The 12,445-nt window shown below is 72.8% G+C and carries 12 protein-coding genes; 7 read left to right on the forward strand and 5 right to left on the reverse strand.

Annotated features, from left to right (window positions below):
• Positions 1-3: 3 nt before the first annotated feature.
• The 6 genes from AC07FJ_RS16695 (at position 4) to AC07FJ_RS16720 (ending at position 6,812) form a co-directional block, all read left to right on the forward strand.
• Positions 4-1,554 (forward strand): MFS transporter, encoded by a 1,551-nt coding sequence (locus AC07FJ_RS16695; RefSeq protein WP_479049591.1) that lies wholly within the window; start codon positions 4-6, stop codon positions 1,552-1,554.
• A gap of 168 nt (positions 1,555-1,722) precedes the next feature.
• Positions 1,723-2,790 carry an aldo/keto reductase gene (locus AC07FJ_RS16700; protein WP_479049593.1) on the forward strand — a complete coding sequence of 356 codons (1,068 nt, stop codon included), beginning with the start codon at positions 1,723-1,725 and terminating at the stop codon, positions 2,788-2,790.
• 205 nt (positions 2,791-2,995) lie between these two features.
• Positions 2,996-4,096 carry a ScbA/BarX family gamma-butyrolactone biosynthesis protein gene (locus tag AC07FJ_RS16705; protein WP_479049595.1) on the forward strand — a complete coding sequence of 367 codons (1,101 nt, stop codon included), beginning with the start codon at positions 2,996-2,998 and terminating at the stop codon, positions 4,094-4,096.
• A gap of 27 nt (positions 4,097-4,123) precedes the next feature.
• A complete protein-coding gene (locus tag AC07FJ_RS16710; protein WP_479049596.1) occupies positions 4,124-4,810 on the forward strand; it encodes an HAD family hydrolase in 687 nt (228 codons plus the stop codon).
• An 82-nt stretch (positions 4,811-4,892) separates the two neighbouring features.
• Positions 4,893-5,936 (forward strand): 3-oxoacyl-ACP synthase III family protein, encoded by a 1,044-nt coding sequence (locus tag AC07FJ_RS16715; protein WP_479049598.1) that lies wholly within the window; start codon positions 4,893-4,895, stop codon positions 5,934-5,936.
• Between the two features lie 393 nt (positions 5,937-6,329).
• Positions 6,330-6,812, forward strand: coding sequence for an Atu4866 domain-containing protein (locus AC07FJ_RS16720; RefSeq protein ID WP_479049600.1), 483 nt, complete (start codon positions 6,330-6,332; stop codon positions 6,810-6,812).
• Between the two features lie 98 nt (positions 6,813-6,910).
• On the opposite strand, the gene AC07FJ_RS16725 is transcribed toward AC07FJ_RS16720, so the two are convergent.
• Together AC07FJ_RS16725 and AC07FJ_RS16730 are read right to left on the reverse strand one after the other, a co-directional pair.
• On the reverse strand, positions 6,911-7,726 hold the full coding sequence (locus tag AC07FJ_RS16725; protein WP_479049601.1) for an SDR family oxidoreductase: 816 nt from the start codon (positions 7,724-7,726) through the stop codon (positions 6,911-6,913).
• Positions 7,727-7,795: 69 nt separating this feature from the next.
• Positions 7,796-8,641, reverse strand: a complete 846-nt coding sequence (locus AC07FJ_RS16730) for an LLM class F420-dependent oxidoreductase (protein WP_479049603.1) — start codon at positions 8,639-8,641, stop codon at positions 7,796-7,798.
• A gap of 147 nt (positions 8,642-8,788) precedes the next feature.
• Between AC07FJ_RS16730 and AC07FJ_RS16735 the strand changes: the two genes are divergently transcribed.
• Positions 8,789-9,760 carry a cupin domain-containing protein gene (locus AC07FJ_RS16735; RefSeq protein WP_479049604.1) on the forward strand — a complete coding sequence of 324 codons (972 nt, stop codon included), beginning with the start codon at positions 8,789-8,791 and terminating at the stop codon, positions 9,758-9,760.
• A 29-nt stretch (positions 9,761-9,789) separates the two neighbouring features.
• Here the strand turns inward: AC07FJ_RS16735 and tatC are convergent, their stop codons facing one another.
• The 3 genes from tatC to AC07FJ_RS16750 all read right to left on the reverse strand — a co-directional run bounded on the left by tatC (position 9,790) and on the right by AC07FJ_RS16750 (position 12,315).
• Entirely contained in the window at positions 9,790-10,647 is an 858-nt protein-coding gene (gene tatC / locus AC07FJ_RS16740) for a twin-arginine translocase subunit TatC (protein ID WP_479050187.1), read from the reverse strand.
• A 151-nt stretch (positions 10,648-10,798) separates the two neighbouring features.
• A complete protein-coding gene (gene tatA, locus AC07FJ_RS16745) occupies positions 10,799-11,107 on the reverse strand; it encodes a Sec-independent protein translocase subunit TatA (RefSeq protein WP_479049606.1) in 309 nt (102 codons plus the stop codon).
• 239 nt (positions 11,108-11,346) lie between these two features.
• Positions 11,347-12,315 carry a cyclase family protein gene (locus tag AC07FJ_RS16750; RefSeq protein WP_479049608.1) on the reverse strand — a complete coding sequence of 323 codons (969 nt, stop codon included), beginning with the start codon at positions 12,313-12,315 and terminating at the stop codon, positions 11,347-11,349.
• Positions 12,316-12,445: the final 130 nt, after the last annotated feature.

Below are 12,445 nucleotides of genomic sequence, written 5' to 3' on the forward strand. Positions count from 1 at the left end.
GCCATGAGCATCCAGACCGATTCCCGGCGCCCGGTGCCGGACCGGCGGCAGGAGGCGAGCGGAGCACCCACGCTCATCGCCGTCGCGCTCGCCAGCATCCTGCTGCCGCTGGCGGTCACCGCACCGGCGGTCGCGCTGCCGGATCTCACGGTCGACCTCGGGGCCGGCGTCGCCGCCGGTCAGTGGGTGCAGAACGCCTACGGCGTGACGTTCGCCGCGTGCATGCTCGCGGCCGGCGCGCTCGCCGACCAGTTCGGGCGCCGCCGCATCCTGGCCATCGGCGCCGTCGTCTTCATGGCGATGTCCGCCGTGGCCGCCGTCTCCACGGACATCGTCGTCCTCGACATCGCCCGCGCGCTGCAGGGCATCGGCGCGGCCGGCGTGCTCACCAGCGGGGCCGCGATCCTGGCCGCGTCATTCGAGGGCCGCAAGCGCACCCAGGCGTTCGGCGTGCTCGGCGCCTCCTTCGGCGCCGGACTCGCGCTCGGCCCGATCCTCGGCGGCGCGCTGGTCAACCTGGCCGGCTGGCGGGCCGTGTTCTGGCTGAACGTGTTGGTCGGCATCGTGGCCCTCGCCTTCATGTCGAAGATCAAGGAGTCCCGGGACCCGGACGCGACGAAGGTCGACTGGGGCGGTCTGGTCACCTTCAGCGGCAGCCTGTTCTTCCTCGCGCTCGTCTTCGTCGAGGGCGGTGAGAGCGGCTGGCTCAGCGCGCCGACACTCGGCTCGCTCGCCGGGTTCGTGGTCTTCATGGCCGCGTTCGTCGCGGTCGAACTCCGCGTCGCCCGGCCCATGTTCGACCTGGCGCTGTTCCGCAACCCGACCTTCGTGGTGGTCGTCTGCCAGCCGTTCACCATCACCTTCGGCTTCGTGGTGCTGCTCAACTTCCTGCCGCCGTACTTCAACGGCGTCGGCGGCCAGGGTGACACCGCCTCCGGTGCGCTGCTGCTGCCGCTGACCCTCCCCGTCTTCGTCCTGCCGCTGCTGGTCGGCCGCCTGGTCGCCGGGCGGGTCTCGTCCCGGATGCTGCTGACCGCGAGTTCCCTGCTGATCGCCGTGGGCTCGCTGTGGCTGGTCGTCCTGGAGCCCGGCCGGCCGTGGTACGAGGTGGCGGGTCCGCTGGTCGTCTTCGGCCTCGGCGTGGGCTCCGCGTTCGGAGCCATGGACAACGCCGCCGTCAGCGTCGTCCCCGTGGAGCGCGCCGGCATGGCGTCGGGCATCTTCAACACCATGCGCATCGCCGGCGAGTCCGTGGCGATCGCCTCGGCGGGCGGCTTCCTGACCTCGCTGACCCGCAGTGACCTCGCCGAGCGCTCGCCCGAACTCGCCGACCAGGCCCAGCGGCTGGCGGGCGAGGCCACGCAGGGCCGGCTGGACGAGGCGCTCGCCGCGGTGGAGCCCGCCCAGCGCACCGACGCCCTCGACGCGGTGGCCGCGAGCCTCACCTCCAGCATGCACACCGCCTTCATCGCCCTGGCCGTGCTGGCCCTCGTCGGAGCCGTGGTGACCTTCCTGGTCATCAAGGACAAGGAACTCGCGGACGCCGCCGGCTGAGCCGGCGGGCGTACGCGCCCCGAGCCGGAGGGCCCGGGTCGTGCGGCTCCTCCCCCCCGCCGCCGCCCGAGCCCTCCACATCCCCCTCCCCTTCCCCGCCCCCCGCGCCTCCCCGTCCCCCCGTACCCCCCACGACGTACCCACCGATCGATAAGAGAGCAGGAGAACATGCGTTACCGCTACCTCGGCGACACCGGCCTGTCCGTCTCAGAACTGTGCTTCGGCGCCATGACCTTCGGCGGCGGTGCGTCCTTCCTGGGCGCCGAGGACCGCAACTGGTCCGAGTTCGGCACGGTCGAGGACCAGACCGTGCTGCGGATGATGGACCAGGCGCTGGACGCCGGGATCAACTTCTTCGACACCGCCGACGTCTACAAGAACGGCATGGGCGAGGAGTTCTTCGGCAAGACCCTGAAGAAGGTCCGCGACCGCGTCATCATCGGCACCAAGGGCCGCTGGCGCATCACCGACGACCCGAACGACATCGGCGCCACCCGCCACCACCTGATCGCGGCGGTCGAGGGCAGCCTGCGGCGCCTGGAGACCGACTACATCGACGTCTACCACCTCCACGGCTTCGACCCGCGGACCTCGCTCGACGAGACCCTGCGCGCGCTCGACGACCTGATCAGCTCGGGCAAGATCCGCTACATCGGCGTCTCCAACTACGCCGGCTGGCAGCTGATGAAGGCCCTGTCGGTCTCCGAGCGCCGCAACCTCGCCAAGTTCTGCGTCTACCAGGGCTACTACAACATCGCCGCCCGCGACCTGGAGCGGGAGATCATCCCGCTCGCGGTCGACCAGAACGTGGGCATCACCGCCTGGTCGCCGCTGGCCGGCGGCTTCCTGACCGGCAAGTACCGCCGCGGCGAGGGCCGCCCCGAGGGCAGCCGCCTGGCCGAGCGGACCCCCGCCGAGTCCGCGCCGCTCACCGACGAGAACCAGGCGTACGACATCGTCGACGAGATGGCCGCGATCGCCGAGGAGCGCGGCGCCACGGTCGCCCAGGTGGCGATCAACTGGGTGCTCGCCAAGCCGGGCATCACCTCCGCCGTCATCGGCGCCACCAAGCCCCACCAGCTGGACGACAACCTCCGGGCGATGGAGTGGGAGCTGACCGCGCAGGAGCTGGAGCGCCTCGACAAGGTGAGCGAGACCACCGCTCCGTACCCGTACTGGCACATCGGCACCGTCGGCGCCGACCGCAAGCTGCCGGGCGACGTCTACCCCGCGTGACCCGCTGACGGAGTGAGCCGCAGGACGCGCATGGAGGGCCGATCCCACGTGGACGGCCCTCCACACGTAAATCCCCCCGCACGTGAGGCCCCACGCCCACGCGTCCCGCGACGTAGCGCCCTGCCCCGCACGCGCCTGCTCCCCGGGGCCGCCGGCCGGCCACCGGGGTCTTCCGGCACGACCGAACAGAAAGCGAACGTCACCCATGACCACCGCAACAGCAGGACCGGAGCCGCGGTCCGCCACACCGTTCCTTCCGTCCGATCCGGTTCTGGACTACACGCGCACCGTGGACCGGCTGCTCGTACACCGGGACGCCCTGGGGGAGGTGTTCCTCACCGACCTGCGGCAGACCGGCGAGGACCGCTACCTCGCCGGGGCGCAGCTCCCCCGGTCGCACGCCTACTACGGCGACCACCTGCTCCGCCCGCTCTCGTACGACCCGCTGCTCATCCTGGAGGCGTGCCGCCAGGCGGGTCTGGCCGGCGCCCACCGCTTCTTCGGCGTGGCGGCGGACAACAAGTTCATCCTCACGCACCTGCGGCTGCACGTCTCGCACCCGCGGTGGGTGACGGTCGGCTCCGCGCCGCTGCCGCTGGCGATGGAGGCGCGGATCGTCAGCCGCAAGGAGCGCGACGGCCGGGTCACCGGCCTCGACTACGAGTTCGCCCTCTCGGCGGGCGGCACGCAGGTGGGCACGGCCCACCTCGGCCTGCGCTTCAAGACGCCCAACGGCTACCTGACGCTGCGGCTCAACAACCGCGGCGGACTCGCCCTGCCGTCCTCCGCCACCCACCCGCAGGCCACCCCCGGCACCCTCGTGCCCCCGCACCTGGTGGGGCGGGCCAACCCGGACAACGTCGTGCTCGTGGAGCCCGCCGTCACCAGCTCCGCCGCCTCGGCCCTGCTGCGGGTGCCGACCGGCCACGCCAGCCTCTTCGACCACCCGCAGGACCACCTGCCGGGCATGGTCATCGCCGAGGGCGCCCGTCAGCTGGCGCTGTTCGCCGCGCTGGAGCTGCACGGCATGTCCACCGCGAAGACCCTGGTGACCGATGTCGACGTGCGCTTCACCCGCTTCGGCGAGCTGGAGGACGACACGGTCCTCACCGCGGAGATCGGCGAGCCGACGGCGCCGGGCGGCGCCGTGGACGGGGTCCCGTACACGCTGGGCGGTCCGCTGGAGGCCCCGGCGGACGGCGCCGCGCACCAGGCCCACCAGGTGCCGGTCCGCGTGGAGGCCACCCAGAAGGGCGAGAGCCTCTGCGTCTTCACCTTCCGGCTGACCCGCGTCACGGCCGGCTGACCGGCCGTGGGGGAGGGAGAAGCGCTGATGGGCGTCCCGGCGATCGCCTTTTCGGACGTCGACGAGACGCTGATCGACGTCAAGAGCATGTTCCGGTTCCTGGAGTTCCACCTGGACCGGCGCGGTGAACCGGCCGGCACGTACGACCGGCTGGTCGGCGAGCTGCGCGAGGCGGTACGACGGGGTGCCCCGCGCGCGGAGATCAACCGCCGCTACTACCGGCTGTACGCGGGCGAGGACGCCCGCACCCTCGCGGCGTCGGGCCGCGCGTGGTTCGCCCACGAACAGGAGACGCGGCCCGGGGGGCTGTTCATCCCCGCGGTGGAGCGGTCCCTCGCCGGGCACCGCGCGGCCGGCGACACCGTCGTGCTGGTATCCGGGTCGTTCTTCGCCTGCCTGGACCCGGTCGCGGCCCACGTCGGCGCGGACCGCGCCATCGGCACGCGGCCGCTGATCCGCCGCGGCCGGCTCACCGGCGAGGTGCTGTTCCCGCTGATCGGCGCGGCCAAGGGGCGGGTGGCGCACGCCGCCGCCGCGGTCCTCGGGGCCGACCTCGCCGACTGCACGGCGTACGGCGACCACATCAGCGACCTGGACCTGCTCGCGGCCGTGGGTCACCCGGTCGCGGTGGGTGACGACCCGGACCTGGCCGCACACGCGGACCGGGCCGGATGGCGGCGGCTGCCGACCGGGCGGACCGCGGCGGGCATCTGAACCGGCCACCCCGGCACTTCGCCGTCGCCGAGCAACGGCGGCGGGCCGCCGTGCGGCGGCCCGCCGCAGAACAGGAGGCAGTATGAAACCCATCGGAATCCTGGGAACCGGATCGTTTCTGCCGGAGCAGGTGGTCACCAACGAGGAGATCGCCCGCAGCACCGGTGTGACCGACGAATGGATCGTGCGCAAGACCGGCATCAGGGAGCGGCGCCGCGCCGACGACCGGCACGCCACGTCCGATCTGGCGGCGCACGCCGCCCGCCGGGCCCTCGAACAGGCCGGTGTACGCCCCGAGGACGTGGCGTACATCGTGGTGGCGACCTCGACACCGGACCACCCGCAGCCGGCGACGGCGAGCATCGTGCAGCACCTGATCGGGGCCGTCAACGCCGCGGCGTTCGACGTCAACGCGGTGTGCAGCGGGTTCGTGTACGCGATGACCGTGGCCGAGCGGATGCTGCGCGGCGCGCCCGAGGGCAAGCACGCGGTGGTCATCGGCGCGGACATCTACTCGCGGATCCTGGACTACTCGGACCGCAAGACGGCGATCCTCTTCGGCGACGGGGCGGGGGCCGTCGTCCTCGGACCCGTCCCGGAGGACCGGGGCGTGCTGGAGACCAGTCTGCTCACCCGCGGCGATCAGTACCGGCTGATCAGCGTGCCCGCGGGCGGCAGCCGGATGCCCGCGACGGCGCGCACCGTGGACGAGGGCGGCCACTTCTTCCGGATGGACGGCCGCGGTGTGCGCGCCTTCGTCCAGGAGAACCTGCCGCAGGCCCTGGGCGACCTGCTCGTCAAGGCGGACGTCCACCCCGACGACGTCGTCCACTTCGTGCCGCACCAGGCCAACGGCGTGATGCTGGCCGACGTGTGGCCCTGGCTGGGCCTGCGGAACGCGACGCTCCACTTGGCGCTGGAGAGGTACGCCAACACCGGCTCCGCGTCGGTGCCGATCACGCTGGACCTCGCGCACCGCGAAGGCGCCCTGACCGACGGCGACATCGTGCTCCTCGCCGGCTTCGGCGGCGGCATGACCGTCGGCGCGGCCCTGCTGCGCTGGGCGCCGACCCGGTACGCGCGGCCGGAGCACCGCGAGCGGGAGCTTCAGGCCCCGGTCGGCTGACCCCGCGCCCGTGACGACGGCAACGGCCCCGGGAAACCGGGGCCGTTGTCCGGTCCGGGGGCGCATCCCCCCAGGAGAGGAAACCGAGGAACCCATGAGCACGCACACCGTCCTGACCGACCTCGACCCCGAACTGCAGGCGCTGGTCGCCCGGCACGTGGCCGCGCAGCGCCGCGCCCGGTTGCGCCAAGGGGCCGAGGACGCCCTGCACTCACTGGTTTTCGGAGGAATAGGAGGAGAACGCTTCCATGAACCCTTCACCGTCCACGCGCGCGCGGCAGCGGATCGCGAGACAGAGGTACCGGCACGCCCGGCACATGGCGCTGCGGTGCCGGCTGCTGCTGGCGCGCGCCGTGTTGCGCGGGTGAGCCCCGGCCACCGGAGGACCGCGTCATGACCACCGGACACCTCCGCCCCGGCCGTGCGCCACGCCCTGGTCGTACGCCCCGCCCCGGCCGCAGGGGGCGCCGGAGGCCCGCGGCGCGCCGCGCCGTCGGCGGCGCCCTGGGCGCCGCGGCGCTGGCCGCCGTGCTCACCGCGTGCGGTACGCCGGGCGCCGGCGCGCCGGAGAGGGCCGCGCCCACCTCCGCGCCCGCGCTCACTTCTGCGCCCACCTCCGCGCCCGGCGGGGGCGACGGCCGGGGCGCGCGCCTCGACGGCGTATGGGCCGCCGCCGACGGCAGCCTGCGCCTCGAACTGCGCGGCGACGGCACCTTCAGCGAGGACTACAACGGACAGAAGGCCGCCTACACCGGCCGGTACACCCTTGAGGGCGCCGCCCTCCGGCTGCGCGCCGACTCCGGCGCCGCCGCCGACGGCACGGTCGAGGGCGACACCATCACCCTCAGCGGCCGGACGCTCAGGCCCTCCTCCTGACACCCGCACCCCGCAGGGCGAAAGCGGCGGGCCGCCACGGTGGATTCCGTGGCGGCCCGCCGCTTTCGCGCCGCGCTCGCGTGCCGTCCGGCAGGCGGTCAGCCCTGCGCCTCGACGGCCACGTCCTGCCAGTCGGCCCAGGTCTTGAGCCGGTCGGCGTAGACCTGCGGCAGCATCTCGTTGCCCTGCGTGCCGAAGAAGACGCGCAGCGGCGGGTTGTCGGAGTCGACGACCTTCAGCAGCGCACGGCCGGCGGCGGCCGGGTCACCGAAGTCGAGCGTCTGCATGAACGCGCCGAGCGCCTCACGGACACCGTCGTACGCCGGGATCGGCTCGGACTGGGCGGCGGACGGGCCGCCCCAGTCGGTGGCGTACGCGCCGGGCTCGACCAGGGTGACCTTGATGCCGAGGTGCGACACCTCCTGGGCCAGGGACTCGCTCAGGCCCTCCAGGCCCCACTTGGAGACGTGGTAGCCGCCGACCAGCGGCCAGGCGGCGACGCCACCGGTGGAGGAGATCTGGACGATGTGGCCGCTGCCCTGCTCCCGCAGGTACGGCAGGGCGGCCTGGGTCACCCACAGGGCGCCGAACAGGTTGGTCTCCAGCTGGTCGCGCAGCGCCTGCTCGTCGAGCTCCTCCACGGCGCCGAAGAGGCCGTAGCCGGCGTTATTGACGATCACGTCGAGGCGGCCGAAGTGCTCCTTGGCCCGCTTGACGGACGCGAACACGGCGTCCTTGTGCGTCACGTCGAGGTCGAGGGTGAGCACCGCGTCGCCGTAGGAGGCCTTCAGGTCGGCGAGGGACCGCGCGTCACGGGCCGTGGCGGCGACCTTGTCGCCGCGGGACAGGGCCGCCTCGACGAACTGGCGGCCGAAGCCGCGGGACGAGCCGGTGACGAACCAGACCTTGCTCATGGGTGTCTCCATTCCGTATTCCGTGTGTTTCCTGTACCGGGAAAGTCCGTCCCCGCGTGGGGGACGAAGTCAGTTCTGGAACTTGGTGACCAGCGGGGCCACGGTGTCCAGGAAGCTCTTGACGCCGTCGGCGCCGACGGGGGGCGCGTACAGCACCGCGCGGTGGACGCCGAGGTCGCGCAGGGCCTCCAGCCCCGCCGCGTCGGGTTCGGCGCCGAAGACGGTGACCGGGACGTCGTCGGTGCGTCCGGCGTCGCGGCCCGCCTGCCGCAGGGCGTCGATCCGTGCGGACAGCTCGTCCAGCGGCATGCCCGCGTGGGGCATCCACTCGTCGCCGAAGTCGAGGACGCGGCGCGCCACGTTGGCGCCCGAGCCGCCGACGAGGACCGGCGGGTGCGGGGTCTGCCGGGGCTTGGGCCAGGACCAGAGGGGGCCGAAGTCGACGTGGCGGCCGTGGAATTCGGCGACGTCGTTGGTCCAGATCTCCCGCATGGCCTTCACCCGCTCGGCCAGGACGGCCCACCGCCGCCCGGGGTCGGTGCCGTGGTTCTCCAGCTCCTCGGGGATCCAGCCGGCGCCGACGCCGAAGAGCACGCGGCCGCCGGAGAGCGCGTCGAGCGTGGCGACGGCCTTGGCCGTGGCGATCGGGTCCCGCTGGGGGACCAGGCAGATCCCGGTGGCCACGCGCAGCTCCGTGGTGGCCGCGGCGGCGTAGCTGAGCGCCACGAACAGGTCGTGCGTGTGCGAGAAGTGGTCGGGCAGCTGCCCGACCTCGCCGCGGGTGCGTTCGGTCGCGGGCAGATGGGTGTGCTCCGGCAGGAAGAGCGACTCGAAGCCGCGCTCCTCGACTGCCCGGGCCAGTTCGTCGGGGCGGATCGCGAAGTCCGCGGGGAACATGGCGATGCCTAGCTTCATGACGTGTCTTCCTCCGTGGCGGTGCCGAAGCGGTGCTTTAACGTTAAGGAGCGTTGTGTATACGCTCCATGACAGAAGCTCTAGAAAAATTGCCCGAGCGTCTCATGTCGCGTTCGGATGTGTGGTTTTCCCGCTAGGGTGTGCGACATGGACGTACTCGCCGACGTACTGGCCACCACCCGGTTCAGCGGAGTGCTGCTGGCCCAGTTGCGCGCCGGCCGCCCCGACTGGGGCTGCGGGCTCGAACAGCTGCCCACGGCGGGCTTCCACCTCGTCGCCGAGGGCACCTGCTGGCTGCGGACGCGGGGCCGCCCGCCGCTGCACCTGGTGCCCGGGGACGTGGTGCTGCTCCCGCGCGGTGAGCCCCACGAGCTCGCGGGCGCCCCCGACGCGACGGCGGTGCGGTACGCCGATCTCGAATCCGCCCATCCGCCGGGCCGCGACGGCGTCATGGACCTGGGCGGCGCCGGTGCGGCCGTCCGCATCGTCTGCGGCAAGTTCTCCTACGAGGGGGAGGCGGGCCGGCACCCGGTGCTGTCCGTACTGCCCGAGGTCATCCACGTACCCGGGATGAGCGCCGACCCGGATCTGCAGGGAACCATCCGGCTGCTCGCCGCCGAGACCGGCAGGAACCGGCCCGGGGCACGCGCCGTGGCGACCCGCCTGACCGACGTGCTGTTCGTGCAGGTGGTCCGCGCCTGGCTCGAACTCCACGAGGACGGCGGCGGGGACGGTGGTGGGGACGGCGGGGAGGGCCCCGGCCCGTCCTGGCTGACGGCGCTGCGCGACCCGCGCATCGGGACGGCGCTGTCCCTCATGCACGAGGAACCGCAGCGCCCCTGGACGGTGGAGAGCCTGGCACGGGCCGCGGCGATGTCCCGCCCGGCCTTCGCCCGGCAGTTCAAGGCGCTGGTCGGCAGCTCCCCGCTGGCGTATCTGGCGCGGCTGCGGATCGACCGGGCCGCGAGGATGCTGCGCGACACCGACGAGCTGGTCGGCGACATCGCGCAGGCGGTGGGGTACGCCTCGGAGTTCGCGTTCTCCCGGGCCTTCTCCCGCCAGCGCGGCATCGCGCCGGGCCGCTACCGGCGTACGGTGCCCGAGCCGGTGGGCGTGTGAGCCTCCGCCGCGGTGTGCCTCCCGGCGGGTCACGCGTGCCGTCCCGCGGGGACCGGCTCCGGTTCCGGCTCCTCGATCTCCTCGGGGGCGAAGTCCAGGGCTGACGCCTCGTCGTCGGACGGGCCGCCCGCGGCGGACCGGGCCCGGCGCCGGTCCAGGAGCAGTGCCACCACCGTGGCGAGGGCGTAGAGCAGCCACAGCGGCGCGGCGAGCGCCAGCATCGACAGCGGGTCGGTGCTCGGCGTCGCGATGGCGGAGAAGAGCGTGACGCCCATGATCATCCAGCGCCACCAGCCGAGCATCTTCCGGCCGGAGACCACGCCGCACACGTTCAGCATGACCAGCAGCAGGGGGAGTTCGAAGGCGAACCCGAAGACGACGACCATGCGGACGATCAGGTCCAGCAGCTCGTCGAGCGGCAGCTGGTTGTCCACCTGGGCCGGGGAGAAGTCCAGCAGCACCCGCGCCATGACGGGCAGCGTGCGGTACGCCAGGAAGCCGCCGGCCAGGAACAGCGGGACGCCCGCGCCGACGAAGAGCAGCGTGTACTTGCGCTCGTGGCGGTGCAGACCCGGGGCGATGAAGGCCCACAGCTGGTAGAGCCAGACGGGCGCGGCGACCACCAGGCCGGTGGCCAGCGAGACCTTCAGGGCGAGGGAGAACGGGGCGATCAGGCCGTTGAGCACGAGACGCGCGCAGGTCTTGTCCTCGCCCCGCGCCAGCTCGGCGAAGGCGGAGCGGCAGCCGACGGCGTCGAGGATGGGCCGGGTGGCGAAGTCGGTGATGGCCTCGTAGAAGAAGGCCGCGGTGACGGTGACGACCAGGATGGCGGCGACGGCGATGGCGAGGCGCTTGCGCAGCTCGCGCAGGTGCTCGACGAGCGACATCCTCCCGTCACCGCCACGCGGGTCGCCGGTGCCCGCCGCCTGAGCGGGCCGCTCCGTGGACACGTCCCCGGGGGGCTGCGTGTGCAGGCGGGCCGACTTCAGCATCTCGTCCTCGTCTCGTGTGGTGGAGTGGTGGAGGGTGCCGGGTCCGTCAGTGCTGGAGGCCGGCCGGGGCGGCGGACTCGACGGGCGTGCGGACGACGGCGGCCTGCGGGGCCGTGACCGGGCCGGGCGCCGGGGTCGTGGCGGGGCCCGTCGCCGTGGCGGGGGCCGTCGCCGTGGCGGGGGTCGAGGCCGCATGCGCGGTGACGTCGGACTTCATCGCCTCGGCCTCGCGCTTGAGGATGCGGGCGGAGCGGCCCAGCGCACGGGCCATCTCCGGCATCTTCTTCGCGCCGAACAGCAGCAGGACGACGATGAGGATGAGGAGGATCTCGGGGGCGCCGATCTTTCCGAACATCGGGGGCTCCTTCCGGAACGGGGGAGAGCGGAGCCGGCCGCCCGGAGCGGGGCCGGCGTGCGGGCGACGCGGCGTGCGGACGCCACGGCCGGGTGGACGGCACGGCCGGGTGGGTGACGCGGCCGGGTGGACGACGCGTCCGGGCGGCCGCGGTGGGTGGCGGGCCCGCGGCGCCCGCGGGCCGAAGCCCGCGGGCACCGCGACGCCGTGCGCGCCGTACGACCGGGGTGCGGTCCGGCTCAGTAGATGCCGAACATGCGGACCGGGCCGCTGAAGCCGCCGATGTGCTTGAGCAGGCCGATGACGGCGATGGCGCCGTTGTCCGGCAGCTGGTCCATGTTGGCGGCCCACTCGATGCCGTAGTGGCCCGTGGGCAGCAGGATCTTGTGGCTGCGCGGGTCGACGACGTCGTGGGCGCCGGAGTCCATGCTCGGGGCGTCCGTGGCGATGCCGACGACGTCGCGCTGCGACTCCAGGAACTCCGCCGCGTCCCAGCCGATGCCCGGGAAGTGCGGGTGTCCGTCCGCGTCCCGGTTGAAGATCAGCTCCGGGGTGTGCAGCCGCTTGTACCAGCCGCTGTCCAGGCAGACGATGGCGCCCTTGGGGATGCGGCCGTAGCGCGCCTCCCACTTCTTCAGGTCGTCGTAGGTGAGCAGCGCGTCCGGGTCCTGCTTGGCGCGCTCCTCCAGCCGGATGATGACCATCGGGGCGATGAGGTCCTCGGCGCCGATCTGGTCCGTGGTGATCTGGCCGTTGGCGAAGTGCTTCGGGCCGTCCATGTGGGTGCCGCTGTGCTCGTCGATGGTCATCAGGTTGGTGTTGTAACCCTCCTTGTCCACCGAGGCCACCTGCCAGATCTTCGGCGGGGCGACGTACGGCTGGTAGACGGGGAAGTCCTCGCCCCACGGGTGGCTCATGTCCACGACCTTGCGGCGGCGGGAGAACAGCTTGTCCACGTTGCCCGCGGCGGAGCTCGCGGCGACGGCCGGCTTGGTGCCGAACAGGCCCATGCCCGCGACGGTGGCGGCGAGCGCGCCACCGACGCCGAGCAGCTTGCGGCGGCTGGAGTTGGCACCGAAGCCGGCCTTGCGGGCCTCCTGCGCGGTCTGGATGGTCTGCTCGCTACCCGCCTGGCGGGTGGGGATCAGATCGTGCTCGGCTCTGAAGTCATCGCCATAGACGGCGTTCATGATCTGAGGTCCGCACATGGGGATCTCCTCTCAAATGCTGCGGGCAGCCAAAGGCCGGTACCCGAAGTCGAGTTGGCGAGGGGGAACGGTGGAACCGTAGCCGAGATTCAGGGATCGATCAAACTTCCGGCTACGAATAACCATAAGA

This window comes from Streptomyces sp. NPDC045998 (genome assembly GCF_056430285.1).